13 protein-coding genes and 1 pseudogene are annotated in these 15,561 nt (G+C 42.1%); all 14 read right to left on the reverse strand.

Annotated features, from left to right (window positions below; translation table 11 throughout):
* Nucleotides 1-19: 19 nt before the first annotated feature.
* The 14 genes and pseudogenes from ACESTK_RS01320 to ACESTK_RS01385 all read right to left on the reverse strand — a co-directional run bounded on the left by ACESTK_RS01320 (nt 20) and on the right by ACESTK_RS01385 (nt 15,525).
* Entirely contained in the window at nt 20-895 is an 876-nt protein-coding gene (locus tag ACESTK_RS01320) for a PD-(D/E)XK nuclease domain-containing protein (RefSeq protein ID WP_373118364.1), read from the reverse strand.
* Between the two features lie 6 nt (nt 896-901).
* Nucleotides 902-1,018 (reverse strand): annotated as a pseudogene (locus ACESTK_RS01325) (DUF6783 domain-containing protein); the annotation flags it as partial.
* Nucleotides 1,019-1,222: 204 nt separating this feature from the next.
* Nucleotides 1,223-2,878, reverse strand: a complete 1,656-nt coding sequence (locus ACESTK_RS01330; protein WP_173772938.1) for a ribulokinase — start codon at nt 2,876-2,878, stop codon at nt 1,223-1,225.
* A gap of 25 nt (nt 2,879-2,903) precedes the next feature.
* A complete protein-coding gene (locus ACESTK_RS01335) occupies nt 2,904-3,845 on the reverse strand; it encodes a transketolase family protein (RefSeq protein ID WP_173772937.1) in 942 nt (313 codons plus the stop codon).
* Nucleotides 3,846-3,849: 4 nt separating this feature from the next.
* The gene (locus tag ACESTK_RS01340) at nt 3,850-4,689 is read right to left on the reverse strand and encodes a transketolase (protein ID WP_173772936.1); all 840 of its coding nucleotides are present in this window, start codon (nt 4,687-4,689) and stop codon (nt 3,850-3,852) included.
* A 30-nt stretch (nt 4,690-4,719) separates the two neighbouring features.
* Nucleotides 4,720-5,706, reverse strand: coding sequence for an ABC transporter permease (locus tag ACESTK_RS01345; protein ID WP_173772935.1), 987 nt, complete (start codon nt 5,704-5,706; stop codon nt 4,720-4,722).
* Nucleotides 5,699-7,198 (reverse strand): sugar ABC transporter ATP-binding protein, encoded by a 1,500-nt coding sequence (locus ACESTK_RS01350; RefSeq protein ID WP_148463105.1) that lies wholly within the window; start codon nt 7,196-7,198, stop codon nt 5,699-5,701. The genes ACESTK_RS01345 and ACESTK_RS01350 overlap by 8 nt, the downstream gene beginning before the upstream one ends.
* Nucleotides 7,199-7,295: 97 nt before the next feature.
* Nucleotides 7,296-8,261 carry a substrate-binding domain-containing protein gene (locus ACESTK_RS01355; protein WP_173772934.1) on the reverse strand — a complete coding sequence of 322 codons (966 nt, stop codon included), beginning with the start codon at nt 8,259-8,261 and terminating at the stop codon, nt 7,296-7,298.
* Nucleotides 8,262-8,413: 152 nt separating this feature from the next.
* Nucleotides 8,414-9,649, reverse strand: a complete 1,236-nt coding sequence (locus tag ACESTK_RS01360; RefSeq protein WP_173772933.1) for an ROK family transcriptional regulator — start codon at nt 9,647-9,649, stop codon at nt 8,414-8,416.
* A gap of 522 nt (nt 9,650-10,171) precedes the next feature.
* Nucleotides 10,172-10,630 carry an Lrp/AsnC family transcriptional regulator gene (locus ACESTK_RS01365; protein ID WP_173717985.1) on the reverse strand — a complete coding sequence of 153 codons (459 nt, stop codon included), beginning with the start codon at nt 10,628-10,630 and terminating at the stop codon, nt 10,172-10,174.
* Nucleotides 10,631-10,685: 55 nt separating this feature from the next.
* Nucleotides 10,686-11,042 carry a VOC family protein gene (locus ACESTK_RS01370; protein ID WP_148463109.1) on the reverse strand — a complete coding sequence of 119 codons (357 nt, stop codon included), beginning with the start codon at nt 11,040-11,042 and terminating at the stop codon, nt 10,686-10,688.
* Entirely contained in the window at nt 11,039-11,725 is a 687-nt protein-coding gene (locus ACESTK_RS01375; protein WP_226815377.1) for an MBL fold metallo-hydrolase, read from the reverse strand. Before ACESTK_RS01375 ends, ACESTK_RS01370 begins: the two co-directional genes overlap by 4 nt.
* A 116-nt stretch (nt 11,726-11,841) precedes the next feature.
* Nucleotides 11,842-13,164 carry an MATE family efflux transporter gene (locus ACESTK_RS01380; protein WP_373118262.1) on the reverse strand — a complete coding sequence of 441 codons (1,323 nt, stop codon included), beginning with the start codon at nt 13,162-13,164 and terminating at the stop codon, nt 11,842-11,844.
* Between the two features lie 300 nt (nt 13,165-13,464).
* Entirely contained in the window at nt 13,465-15,525 is a 2,061-nt protein-coding gene (locus ACESTK_RS01385; RefSeq protein WP_373118264.1) for an ATP-binding protein, read from the reverse strand.
* Nucleotides 15,526-15,561: the final 36 nt, after the last annotated feature.

Consider the following 15,561-nt stretch of genomic DNA (forward strand, 5'->3'; position numbering starts at 1 on the left):
ATGCATCTCTGAATTTAATTTAAAGCTTATACTCTTCAATCATGCATTCATGTACTTTCGTTCTCTTATTATAATTCACTCCAACCAGAAGTGCATTTCCAGCATATTCTTCCAGACTTCTGCAATATTCTTTTCTTTTAATCTGGCTGATTGCCCCATCTGCACTCTTGTCCCATTTCAGCTCTACCACAAGTGCCGGTTTATCCTGAAATTTCTTACGTGGAATAAATACAATATCCGCAAATCCCTTTCCGCCAGCCAATTCCCTGTGCATTGTATAAAAATTCCTTGCAGCATATAAAGCAAGAGAAATCGTATAACTCAAGGCGTTTTCATCATTATACTGAATATGAGACGTTTCAAAATGAGCCAGTTGTATTCCTTCCGCAACCTGTTGTGGCCGTCTCTGCCAGATTGCATTTAACGTGTCAGCAGATTGCTTCAGCGCAATTGATACCTCCCCCCAGTCCGATGCAGCTACACTGTTAACATACTCATTTCGCACTTCATTATTCGGAATCTTCACCACCTTATTCTCCGAATCATAAGCCAGATAACCCAGATGAATCAACAATGTCAATACATCGTCCTCTGTCCGGAAGGTTATCATATCGTTAGTAAAACTTCCCGTATTAACCGGAATCCTTTCCCCTGCAATCATGCTCAAAACATCATCCTTCAGGCCATCAAAATTCATATCAATATAAACCTGCAAGGCCTCGAATGTTTCTGTCTGATTCCAGTAATTCTCTATTTTTCCAAAGAGCATACTGTTTACAACAGAGCGAGGACTATACACCGACGCCGCCATGGAAAATGAATATCCATCATACCAGGCTTTTACCTCCTGTGTCCTTATCCGTTTCCATATTCTCATAGCATAAGTATATAACATTTTTTTACTTTTGACTACCTTAGAGCCTGTTTGAAAAAGGCTTTCCGCAAGATGTACGTTACACTTTGATCTCCATTCTCTTTTTAGAATGTGTTTGAGAAAGGGTTCGTCTATAAACTTCATTTCGCAAAGTTTAATTACACCATCTTTTCTGATATCTTGTTGCCGTAAACATTAAAACAATATTACAATTATTCTTTCACACTATTCTTGCCAACCGGCGACAGCACTATTAAAGAAGCCAAAAATACAGGCGGTACTCACCTTTCCTGAATACCAGCCTGCATTTTCCGAGGTTTTTTCAAAATTTTATAGCAATTTCTATCTTCAACTTAATTTATTAACCGCTTCTGCCAGTTTCAGATACTCCTGGTAATGTTTCTTATACCAGTCTTTCTTCTCAGAATCCGGTTTGTAAATCTTAATACATTTCGCAGCCATATGCTCTGCTGCCACTTCCAATGTCTCGTAAATTCCAGCTCCCACAGCAGCATACATAGCGGCTCCCTGTGCACATGTCTGGTCACTGTCCAGAATGTGTATCTCACGTCCGCTTAGGTCAGACAACATCTGCATAACATAAGGTGATTTCTTAGAAATTCCACCTACCGCGATCATCTTTTCAATATCAATTTCCTGTTTCTCGAAGCCCTCAATCAGACGGTACAGACCACATACAGCTCCAAACACAAGACTGCGGTAGAGATACGGCGCATCCATTCCCAGCGATAATCCGGAAATGGCAGATCTCTGGAAATCGTCTGTATTTGGATAACGGCGTCCATTAAACCAGTCCAGTGCAATTGGGAATGGCTCTTCCGGAAGTTCTTCCGCCTTCTTCTGCAGCATAACCAAAATCCGATCTTCGACTTTTTTGTATAGTTCATCTGAAATACCAGAATTCTCATCAGCTGCAAGTTCTGTCAGCGGCCACTCCAACAGCCTCTTAAACCATGCAAATATATCTCCAAAAGCCGCCTGTCCGGTCTCCACGCCTACGTATCCAGGCAAAATGGAATTCTCAGCCTGTCCACAGTACGCCTGAATATCTTTTCCCTTCAGGTTCTCCGGCTTCTCCACGAACATATCCACACAAGAAGTTCCCATCGTACATACAAAAGTCTTCTTCTGAATACCAGCACCCACAGCGCCTGCATGAGCATCAAAAGAGCTTCCTGAAATCACAGTACTCTCTTTTAATCCCAGTTTCTTAGCCCATTCCGGACAAAGAGTTCCAACCTTCACAGTAGACGGCTGCGGTGCATTTCCATACCGCTCGCGAACCTGTACCAGATACGGATCCAGCTGTTCCAGAACAGAAGCTGCCGGCAGACCATTCCACTCGCTGTGCCACAAAGCCTTATGACCAGCTGCACACGCACTGTGGTAAATTTTCTCCGGTCTTGTTTCCCCGCAAAGAATACCAGTCATCCAGTCACAATGCTCCTCCCAGGTATAAGCTGCCTGGCGGATTGCTTCATCATGTCTCACTGCATAAAGGATTTTTGCCCAGTACCATTCCGCACTGTAATCTCCTTGGTATTTGGTATAGTCATTCTCACTGTTGTTCCTGAATAACTTGTTTATCTCGTCCGCCTCAGCAGCTGCAGCGTGATCCTTCCAGAGGAAAAACATGGCGTTTTCATTCTCTGCAAACTCATCAAGCAGCGCCAGCGGAGTTCCATTTTTATCTACCGGAACCGGAGTGGAACCAGTAGTGTCCACTCCAATTCCAATCACATGATCTTTCTGCTCTTCGGTAAGCTCTGCCAGTGCTGTCGTAATGCATTTTTCCAAAGATTCCAGATAATCTAATGGATGCTGGCGGAAAATGCTGTACTCCGGATGCTGATAGAGTCCAGCTTTCCAACGTGGATAACAGGCAACACCCTGTCCAACATTTTCCCCAGTCTCTGTATTTACAATAAGCGCACGAACAGAATCACTTCCGAAGTCAACTCCAATTACATAACTTTCTGCCATTTGCTTAACCGTTTCTTTCCTGTAATTATTTTCTGGAAATTGCTTTCTTTGCTTTCTCAGCAATATTCTCAGGGGTTAATCCGTAATGTTTCAGCAGCTCTGCCGGAGAAGCGGAATGTCCAAATGTATCCTGAACTCCAACAAACTCAGTCGGAACACTCTTGTTCTGAACCAGAACTTCTGCAACAGCTGCTCCAAGTCCGCCGATCACATTGTGCTCTTCTGCTGTAACAATTGCACCGGTCTCTTCTGCTGCTTTGAGAATGATATCACGGTCAATCGGTTTAATTGTATGCATATCAATAACTCTTGCACTGATTCCCTCAGCCTCCAGAAGTTTCTGTGCTTTCAGAGCTTCCTGAACCATAAGGCCACATGCAATGATTGTAACGTCTTTACCATCTTTCAGCTGTACGCCTTTGCCAATCTCAAATGAGTAATTCTCAATTGTATCAGTTACACACTCAACTGCCGGACGCCCTGTACGGAAATAGCATGGCCCCTGGAAATCAAGCATAGCCTTTGTTGCAAGACGAGTCTCATTTGCGTCACATGGAACAATTACAGTCATTCCCGGAATTGTACGCATAAGGCTGATGTCCTCAAGAGCCTGATGGGTTGCACCATCCTCACCAACTGTAAGGCCAGCGTGGCTTCCTACTACCTTTACATTTAATCCTGGATAGCAGACATTGTTTCTTACCTGGTCATAAACACGGCCTGCTGCAAAAATAGCGAATGTATGTACCAGAGCAGTTGCTCCACATGTTGCAAAACCAGCTGCTACATCTACCATGTTTGCCTCAGCAATACCGATGTTGTAAAAACGTTCCGGATATTTCTCTGAAAAATAAAGTGTCATGGTGCATTTCTTTAAGTCTGCGTCAAATACATAGATGTTCTCATCTGCACCAAATTCAGCTAATGCACGTCCATATGCTACTCTTGTTGAAATATTCTCTCCCATTTTATCAGTCCTCCAGTTCCGCAAGTCTAGCATCCAATTCAGCAAAACATGCCGGCCACTGTTCCGGTTTTGGCTGTCCGCCGTGGAAGTCAACATTATTTTCAAATAAGGAAACGCCTTTGCCTTTAATAGTATGTGCTACGATTGCAGTAGGTTTTCCGGTTACTACAGAAGCAAGCTCTACAGCGTCTGCGATCTGCTCTACATCATGTCCGTCGATTTCGATCACATTCCAGCCAAATGCTTTGAATTTGTCACCGATCGGGTATGGAGACATAACTTCTTCCAGAGAGCCATCCAGCTGAAGATTGTTATTATCTACAAATGCGATCAGATTATCAGCTTTATAGAAGCCTGCACACATAGCAGCTTCCCAAACCTGGCCTTCCTGAATTTCACCATCTCCCATGATACAGAATACACGGTTTCCAGTCTTATTTGCCTTTGCATACATAGCCATTCCAAGAGCCGTGGAAAGTCCCTGTCCAAGAGAACCCGCAGACATATCAACACCTGGCACATGAATCTCTACATGTCCGGAAAGATCACTGTCCAGTTTACGGAATGTAGAAAGATGTTCTACCGGGAAAAATCCCTTGAGAGCTAATGTTGCATACATTGCCGGTGAGCAGTGTCCTTTGGAAAGAACAAGTCTGTCACGGTCTGGCTGGTCCGGGTTTGCCGGATCTACATTCATTTTGTCGAAATACAGTACTGACATAATATCACAGATGGAGAAAGATCCTCCAATATGTCCGGAACCTGCAGTCTGGATTGTCTGCAAAGCTGTTTTACGAATTTTTGCAGCCCATAACTCCAACTCTTTTTTCTTCTTGCTGTCCATTTGTTTAGTCTCCTTTTTGAATTTATATGATTATTTTGCTGCGTTCTGTTTTTTCTGTTTCACCATATCAACATAAACTGCTGCGATGATGATAATTCCCTTTAATACAAACTGCCAATAAGAGTTGACATGCATTAAGTTTAATCCATTTGAAATAAGTCCGATGATCAGAACACCGATCAGAAGTCCACCTACAGAACCGGTACCACCGAAGAAAGAGGTTCCACCAAGTACTGCTGCTGCAATCGCATCTGTCTCATAACCTTCGCCTGTGGATGGCTGTCCGGAAGCAAGACGGGAAGCAAGAACTACACCGCAGAAGCCAGCAAGCGCACCACTGATTGTCCATACAAGAATTTTAATCTTCTTTACATTAATACCGGAGAAACGAGCGGATACTTCGTTTCCACCAACTGCATAGATATGACGTCCTGTCTGGGTTTTATTAAGGAAGAAATAGTCCAGGATCAGGAAAATGATCATATATACAACTGGAAGCGGAACTGGTCCAAGAGAACCCTGTCCGATTTTTGCGAAACCATCGTTACCATAAGCTGTTACAGGAGATCCGTTTGCTACCAGATAAGCAGTACCACGACAGAAGGACTGCATTGCCAGTGTTACAACGAATGGATGGATTCCTGTGTAAGCAACAATTACACCATTCAGTAAACCGATTACAACACCAATCAGAATACCCATAAGAACAGCAAGCTGTACCGGGAATCCCCACCACTGGAAAGCTGCAACGGTCATAACACCACTCAACGCTGCAAGTGCACCACCGGTCAGGTCGATACCAGCAAGGATGATTGCCATCTGAACACCGATTGCAAGGAAGCAGTTTGTTGCACATGTTCTTAACAGGTTAAGAATGTTTTTCTGTGTCAAAAAGTTATTTCCAAAGATGGAAAAGATTACGCAAAGAATTGCTAAGCCTAATAAGATTCCCCAGTTCTGGGAAAAATAGTTTTTTACAGCCCGGCCTACGTAGCTCTGTGATTTTTTATTATTCATTGTTGGATACCCCCATAGCGTACTTCAAAATCCGTTCCTGATCATACTCATCGTGACTTAACTCACCCATGATGTGACCTTCTCTCATGATCATCATTCGGTCACTCATGTTCATTACTTCAGGCATCTCTGAAGAAATCAGAATGATTGCCAGTCCCTGTTTCGCCAGGTTGTTGATGATGGTATAAATCTCTGCTTTTGCACCGACATCAATTCCTCGAGTCGGCTCATCCAGGATCAGAATCTTCGGATCAGTAGCCAGCCATTTCGCCAGCAGTACTTTCTGCTGATTTCCACCTGAAAGAGTAGAACAGTTTACAAGAGATGAAGGAGTCTTAATGTGAAGTTTCTCGATTCCGTCCTCTGTGATCTCATCTTCTTTTCGGGTATTTACTACCAAATTCTTAATGAAACGATCCAGTACAGCAAGTGTAGTATTGAACTTGATGGTATTGTTTAACAAAAGACCTTCTGTCTTTCTACTCTCTGGAACAAGGGCAATACCATGTTTCTGCATGTACGCCGGATCATGTTTCTTTGTTTTTTCTCCGTTCAGATAAATCTCTCCGGAATCCATAGGATCAAGTCCCATGATTGCTTTCATAAGCTCAGATCTTCCGGCCCCTACCAGTCCGTAGAAACCAAGTATCTCTCCGCTTCTTACCTGGAAGCTGCAGTCAATTGCTCTTTTTCCTGCATTAATGTTCTTAACTTCCATCATGATGTCGCCTGGTTTATTATAAGTACGAACATAGTAGTTACCCAGGTCCCGACCTACCATCAGGGAAATCAGCTCACTCTCTGAACATTCAGCTGACTGACGTTCTCCCATAAATTCTCCATCTCGCATAATGGTAACTGCATCACAAAGCTGGAATACCTCTGCCATCTTATGTGTGATGAAGATAATGCCCATTCCCTGTTTCTTAAGGTCTCGTACTGTATCAAACAACACATCTACCTCTTTTTCAGAAAGAGAAGATGTCGGTTCATCCAAAATTAAAATCTTCGCATTCAGTGAAAATGATTTTGCAATTTCCACCATCTGCTGCTGTCCAATAGAAAGTCTTCCTACAAATTCATTTGGGTCTACATCAAGACCAACTCTCTCAAGAAATGGTCTTGCGGCTTCTGCCATTTTATCTTTACTTACCATACCAAAAGAGTTCTTCATCTCTCTTCCAAGAAAGATGTTCTCTGCAATTGTAAGATATGGCTCCAGCGCAAGTTCCTGATGGATAAATGCAACTCCCAGAGCCTGAGATTCATGAATTGAATGGATTGCTACTTTTTTTCCTTCAATATAAATGTCTCCTGAATCAGCCGGAAAAACACCGCCCAGAACATTCATCAGTGTGGATTTACCGGCTCCGTTCTCACCCATAAATCCCATAACCTCTCCGGCGTGAACTGTGATTGCTGCATTGTTCAACGCTTTAACACCGGGGAAAGTTTTTACTATGTTTTCCATACGTAAAAGTTCTTTTTGCATATTTGTGCTCCTCTGAAAAACTGCCAGAGATTTCACTCTCTGGCAGCCAGTTTTCATTCCTGTCTTCCGATATTTCGAGACAATAACGGATTATGGATTACTGCCAATCTGTTACATCGAAATCAGCAATATTGTCTTTGTTGATCAGAACTACGTCTACAGTCTGGTCATGCTCTACTTCTTTGCCATCCAGAGTATCAATTGCTGCGTCAAGAGCTTTCTGTCCGATTACAGATGGCTGCTGAGCTGCAGATGCTGTAGCAGAACCGTCAGCAACATATCCCATGAAGTCCGGGTTACCATCAACACCATAAATCAGGATGTCATCTTTGCCTGCTGCCTGAGCGGCCTGTACACATCCAAGAGCGCCCATATCATTGATGCAGAAGAATGCTGCAAGGTCATCATCAGCTGTTAAAACATCCTCTGCTGCTGTCATTGTCTTAGCTGTGTCACCTTCTGTATCTGTTGTAGATACGATTTCGAAGTAATCACCAACTGTATCAAGGAAGCCCTGCTCACGCTGTACACAAGCTGTTCCGGATGGCTGATCCATAACTGCGATCTTGGAACCCTCGTCCAGTTTGCTCATCATATCGTTTGCACACTCAACACCTGCTTTGTAGTTATCGGAAGCGATAATACTAACAACTTTGTCGGATGCATCAACTGCTGTGTCTACGTTGATAACCGGGATTCCAGCATCTTCGCAAGCCTGAAGAGCCTCTGTTACTGCTGTACAATCCATAGGAGCAAGGATGATCGCATCAACTTCCTGAGCGATTAAGTCGTTTACGTAGTTGTTCATGGTTGCCTGATCGCTGTTTGCATCAACTGTTACAAGCTGGGAATCAACGTCCATTCCTTTTGCTTCCATCTCTTCTTTGATACCGCCAAGCATTGCGGTCCAGAATGGGTTGTTCATTGTGGTCGGTACATATGCGATTGTGTAGTCGTTTCCAGCTGCATCATCAGATGCATCGTCTGCAAATACAGTTGCGCTTCCTATTGTTGTCATTGCCATTGCCAGTACCATTGCTAATGCGAGATTTCTTTTTTTCATTTCGATTCTTCTCCTTTTTTTACGTTTCTGCTCATTTATTTTATCTTCTGATTATAACTTTTCGAAAAGATGTTCATGGACTCCGGATTCCATTAGCAGGTTCCCATATTTTGTTATAATCAGATGATCAGTACATGTTTCATTGCCTGATTTCAGGCTGGTTTCCACCGCGCACCCTTAGCGCTTCGGATCAGATCAAATATATTATCTCTTCTGCAGAGATTATCAAATGTATAGTAAAATCCACCCAACAGGAAAGAATCCTGACTGATTTTTGAATATCTTATAGAAGCATTTTCTTCCACAAATGCAGGTACAAAATTTCGAATAGCCTCCCGGATTTTGTTTACAAAATCTTTTGTATCCGGATAATCAGGTCCAATAATGATACAATCTGGATTGATCAGATAGATAATATTGGCAATTCCATATCCCAGCATCCAGGCTACTTTATGTACTGCCCATGTGGCCAGTGCATCCCCTTTCCGGTATGCATCAAATACTTCCAGATATGTACTTTTCTCATTTAAAATAGTGTCTGGAAATTCGAATAACCTTTCTTTCACATATCGTGCCGCGCTTTCTGAACCTGCACAATATTCAAAGGTTCCTTTATTTCCCCTTGCCTGGTTATAATTGATTCCCATGTAACCACCTTCACCGGCAAGCCCCAAATGACCATTCATAATATTTCCATTTACAACACATCCGGTACCAATACCAAATCCTCTGGATCGTACCACTACCAGACTTCCCCGCTCCTGACCTTTGATTTCCTCTGCACATCTCCACTCTGCGTAAGCGGAAAGTTTGGCGTCATGCTTGATCATAACCTTTCTGCCAAGTGCTTTTTCAAGTTCAGCTTTCACATTGATCTGGCTTAGCTCTTCGAATTCGGAAACCATGAAGATTTCTTCATTCTTCTCCGGTCTGTTGATAAACAATCCAGGCACTGCCAGACAGATTCCAAGGATACGGTTATTTCCATATTCATTTGCCATTTTCACCGCATCGGCTTTCAGGTTTTCAACAATTTCCCGGAAGCCATTCTCTTTTTGAAAATTGCAGCAGCTGTGTTTAATCATATTGCCGCTAAGATCAAAAATCGCCAACTGGTAATCCTTACGAGTAATTCCTATGGACATTGTATAAATGTCATCCAGTTTCAAATTAAGCTTCTCGCCTCTTCGTCCAGCGGCAGTCTCACCATTTACTTCAACAATCCCCATTTCAAAAAACTCATTGATGATATTGGTGATCGTTGCTTTCTGCAGGTTTAACTCTACGGCTAACTCTGCTCTGGTCATCATGCCTTTCTCCTGAAGAGTTTTAAAAACAAGGATCCGATTGTTCTTCTGCATCTCCATGCTATTCATTCCACGTCTCATTGCTGTCCCTACCTTTTGTGTTTTTTTATTAAACTTAAGACCGATGTGTTCGAATCATTAACATTCTGTAGTGTTCATTTCTCGTCTCCTTGCATTAATTATATTAACGCAAATCCCCCTAGTAGTCAATCATTTTGTGTTAAATTAATGAACAAATTTCGTGTATTAAGTTTGTGCATGTTTTATATTTTTCTATTTTTGTCGTGTAGAGTTCATTTGTTGAACATTATGCAATAATAAAGGTTCCTATTTCCGTTCATTTGGTTATAAACTTGTGTTCATAGGAAATCTTTTGTATGTTCATCATTTGAATTTTAATCTGATTGGTTCTATTATACGGCAGAAAGAAAATATGAGCAACGAATAACAAAAATTAAAGTAATCCATACCGCACAAAAGGCAATGAACCATTTCTGGTTCATTGCCTTTTACTTTACCTACACTGTAATTGCAAATAATAACAATAAAATTTATTCTCCTTCTCTTCAAAAGAAACCATAATGCGTCACCTCAATTTGACCTCTACAGCCGTAACCCTTTAATATCTTTAATCCGTGATAGGATTGTATTGCAGCTACAGCTGATAATGCCGGGCAGTGTATCAATGACGTTGTGCAGGAAGTGTTCCATTTCATCACTTGATGAAGCAACTGCATGTACATGCAATTTATCTCTTCCTGTGACACGATAAATCTGTGTGACTGTATCATCTTTGTATAAAATATCCGTCACCTGTGACAAATGATCTGGTTTTATTTCAATTTCAAAATAACAGGATACAGCCCCACTGATTTTTTGAGGATTTATTATTGTTGTATATTCTTCAATTATCCCTTTTTTCTCCATAGCCTGAATCCGGGCTTTTACTGCCACTCTGGAAATGCCAGTTTCTTCACCGATATCCGAGTAGGAGATACGTGCATTTTCTATAAGTAACTGGATAATCTTCTGATCCAGTTCATCTAAATTATCCAGGTACATAAGTGCCCTCCTGTAAAATAATATACGCCAGCTTTATTCGATTTCCCAACCAGCTTTACGGCACAATCTCAAGCCAGTAGCCATCTGGATCTACGATGAAATAGATTCCCATTGCTTCATTTTCGAAGCAAATGCAGCCCATCTCTTTGTGCTTCTTGTGCGCCGCCTCGTAATCCTCCGCCTGGAATGCCAGATGGAATTCGCATTCACCCAGATTATATGGCTGTGGATGATCCTTAAGCCAGGTAAGTTCCAGCTCAAAATCACTTACATCGTTACTCAGATACACGATGATAAAATCATCGGTAGTCTTTCTTCTCACCTCGTGCAGATCAAGGGCCTCATTGTAAAATTTAATAGATCGGTCCAGGTCTGACACATTGTAGTTTTCGTGAATCATCTTAAATTTCATAATTCTTCTCCTTTTGTACATTCTGTGTTTTTAATGCGTGACTTATATTGCGGATATTCAGTAATGAACCGCTTAATTACACTGGCATCATTCCAGTAATGCATTGGAAAAATGACATTGCAATCTACATTTTTAAGGAAATACAGGATCCCGTCGGCATAATGATCTCCCTGCCGCGGATCTAAGGGAACAAATGCAGCATCAAAATGCCTGCCCTTAATTTTCCTGATCTCCGCACGATATGCAGAAGTAAGTCTCTGGTTGTCAGGTTTCGGCTCACCATCCCAGTACCAGTCGTTTAAGTCACCAGCATGGTAAATGGTGCCTTCCTTTGTCTTGACAATAAATGCGACACCACTATCGTTAGACAGCAAGGTATCCACTTTGGTATCATTATCCAGATTATAAGTCTGATCATGATAAACATATGTGATCTTCAGATCCGATAAATGATTCCTTTTTCGTATATCATTCGCCAGGACTGCCTGATAAGTCATCCCCATATCCTCAAGAATCCCAAAGATTTGTGGGTTAAAATGATCCTCGTGGAAATGGCTGCAAAAGACGATTACTTCTTTTTCCTTGTCAAGGTGCGGCAATTCACCCTTGTAATAATCAAAAATATAGTAGCAGTCTCTGGTCTCAATTAAAAATCCACTGTGGTTAATGTAAGTAATTTTCATGATGCCTCCCTCATTTCCCGCGTTCTCTTTCAGCTATTTCTGACGCAACACGTTGAATGAAAAACTTTTTCCTGTAGCATGTTTGAAAAAAGCTTTCTGCAAAATACAGCCGGATACTATAGACTTGATGATCTCCTGAGCGCCACATAGGATATTAAAAAGTTCGCAAACCAACCTGCTGGTACAGCAAGCCAGACGAATTCAATACCAAAACGCGGTGCAAAAATCAAGGCAACAGACAGACGAATCGCCAGGTTTACCATGTTTGCAATAAGGAACGGACGCATGATTCCAAGACCACGAAGGACTCCATCGGTTGCCATTTTGATTCCCATAAAGATGAAAAAATAACCAATCCATCTCATATAATCCCCGGATACCTGATAGGCCAGGGCGGTTCCGTCTTTACCAAGAAACAGCGAGGAAATTTGCGTATGCAGCGTTTCAATAACGATGAAGGCAATGGCTGCAAAGCACACATCCAGCACCAATGCAGCCTGGTAGCCTTTTTTGATACGCTGGGGTTTGTTTGCGCCGAGATTCTGTGAAACATATGGCGAAACTGCATTGCCGATGGATACAAAAATCAGGGAAAAAACATTCTCAACCCGCATCGTCGCCGCATATCCCGCAAGCGCCTGTGTGCCGAAGGGATTTACAACAGCCTGTACGATCATCATGCCGATAGACACTGTAGACTGCTGAAGAACCGAAGGTACAGCAATTTGAAACATGGAATATAACTCCTGCCTGTCAAACCAGTCAAAGGGACTTTTATATCGCCGCATCCGGTGAAAGAAAATCAAAAGCGAAAACACGGCGGAAATGCCTTGTGCAATCAAGGTTGCAAGCGCCGCACCGAACACGCCGAGGTCAAGACCAGCCACCATCCAAAGATCCATAAAAATATTTAAGACTGACGAAAATATCAGAAGTCCCAGTGGAATTTTTGATTCTCCTATGGAAGTAAACATCGTTGAAAGAATGTTGTACATAAACAAAAAAGGAAAACCCACGAAATAGACCCGCAAATACAGCACTGCATCGTCCAGTATATCGGCAGGGGTTTGTAACGTGCTCATCATCCAACGGGAGGAGCAAAAGCCAAAAATACCAAGGACTATGCTTAGAATTAAAAAGCTAAGCAAGGACGTTGACACAATGGTTTTCATTTTTCCATACTCCCTGGCACCGAAATAACGGCTCACGAGCACACCGGCACCCACACCGGCACCCAGTGCCACACAAATGAAAACATTGGTCAGCGCCGCACAGGCACCGACAGCTGCAAGTGCAGAGGAACCCACAAACTGACCGACGATAATAGAGTCAGCCATATTGTATATCTGCTGAAAAAAGCTGCCGAGAATCATCGGCATTGCGAAAACTGTCAGCGCTTTAAGCGGCGCATCTGTGATTAAATACTCATCTTTTGACATTATCATATGCCTCCACAGGTTTCATAATCTCATTTATTCTTCCCTTCATAAGAATTTATTTGTTTATTCGAAATGTAAGTTTTAAGTTACGTTCCGAAGCAATTATATGTGGTTGCAACTAATAAGTCAAGTCGCCGTTTACTCTGAGTTACTGGTCACTCCGTGACCAGTAACTCACTTCGCGATGCACAGAAATCATGCATTCGCATGATTTCGCGCTGAGATTCTCGGGTTTTCTGTGAACCTTGTTCACAAAAAACACCTCGCGGAACGTTACCAGTGAACAGTAACACCGATATTTCACCTTATATATTTTGCTATCACCGGTAAAAGTACATTCATATCAATTGGTTTTGCCACATGATCATTCATTCCCATGGATATCGCCTTCTGTCTGTCCTCTGCGAAGGCGTTTGCTGTCATTGCAATAATGGGGATGGAGGCTTTCTTCTCATCTTTCATTCTGCGTATCCTGGCTGCAGCATCATATCCATCCATCACCGGCATCTGAATGTCCATAAGAATCATATCATAATATCCGGCGACTGCTTTCTCCAGCTTATCCAGACACTCTGCTCCATCTTCCGCACGGTCTGTAATGATCTTTTGTTCCGCAAGCAGTTCTATCGCGATCTCTGCATTCAGATCATTATCCTCTGCAAGAAGAATACGTTTTCCTTCCAGCTTTTCTAATATATCTGGCTGTTCAGATATCTGATTCCTATATACATCCGCTTCTGATGCTGTATCAAAAGAAATATCTACAGTGAATTTTGTCCCGACACCTTGCGTGCTTTCTACCTGGATACTTCCGCCCATCAGCTCAATCATGGATTTTACAATAGGAAGGCCCAGTCCTGTACCAGCGACCTTGTTCTCTGTGGTTGTATGTTCTCTGGAAAATTCTTCAAAGATATGTGGAAGATATTCCTCACTCATGCCAATGCCTGTATCTTCACAAGTAAAAATAAACCGGGCTTTCCGGGGATTCTCTGAATCTTTCTCATATATCTTTACATGGACCGCATGCCCATCGGACGTGTACTTTATTGCATTGCTGATAATATTCAGCATTATCTCCTGAAGTTTCACTCTGTCACAAAAGATAAACGTATGGTATACATCCAAATCTGCCGAATACTGCAGGTTCTTCTTCCTTATATCTTCCTCAAATACTGTGTTTACCGTATGAAACACTGCGTTTATATCCTCAGCTTTCAACTGCAGCGCTATAGTACCGCTTTCAATACGGGCTATCTCCAGGATCTGGTTAATAATCGTCATCAGCAAATTTCCGGAAGAACAGATTTTTCCCAGATATTCCTTTGCTTTTTCCTCGTTCTGAAGATTCTTTTCCAGTAATCCGGAAAAACCTATAATCGCATTCATCGGCGTCCGTATATCATGGCTCATATTAAACAGAAATCGCGTTTTTGCTTCATTTGCACTTTTCGCCAGTTCCGCGGCTTTCTTAAGATCAGCAGCATATTGTTTTTCTCTGTGTTTTTTGCCGGATATCTGATAATAAATCGTAGCGACCAATAATGAAAATATATAAGAAGCGGCAATAGCGAGGAGCCAGTATGAAACCGGAATCCACCCATTCGAAGGCGCAATATCAAAATACCATGTGTTATTCGGGATTTCACATTCTATCGTCAGGCAGTCTTCCGGCATATCCTCTTGACTCTGGGCAAGAATATTCTTATCCTCACTGCTTCTGTCATAAGACCAGATCTTATAGCTGAAATCCGCCTCACTTAAAGATTTCAGATTTATGTCACTCATGAAACAATCCCAGTCGATTACCTGGAGTACAAATCCCCAGAAACTACTCTTTCCAGAATCATCGTTTTGATAAACCGGTTTAAAAAGTAAAGCTCCGGATCCTCCCTGCTTTAACTGATAGGGACCACCAAGTGTATACTCTCTGGTTTCCTTAGCCAGAACTGCATCTTTTTTCCGTTCATGTTCCCTCAGTAGATCCAGGCCAAGAGCCTCTGAATTTCCCTGCATAGGATAGATTTCGGTTATGATCCCTTCCGGTGCCAGCTCAAACGCCTTTACCACACCATCCTCATTGGGAATCTTTTCTGCCAGTTCTGAAAAAGTGTTTTCATCCATATCCGATCCATCAATGATATAATTTCCCAGAAGATCAGAAATCGTTATATAATTGTCCAGCTTTTCCTTGACTCTCCTTATCGTGCTTTGTGCCATATAAGTTCCCACTGCTTTTTTTTCTTTTTCCTGATATCGGATCATCTGGCTACACACAAAAAATGCAAGCAGGAAAGAGAGAAGGCCAACAATATAACAATATTTCTTAATATGTTTAGCAGCTGTACCATTTATTTTCATTGAATTTTCCTCATTATGTTTTCTTCCAACTGTTTT

Source organism: Ruminococcus sp. Marseille-P328, assembly GCF_964249465.1.
In the GTDB taxonomy this organism is placed as follows: Bacteria; Bacillota; Clostridia; order Lachnospirales; family Lachnospiraceae; genus Blautia_A; species Blautia_A faecis.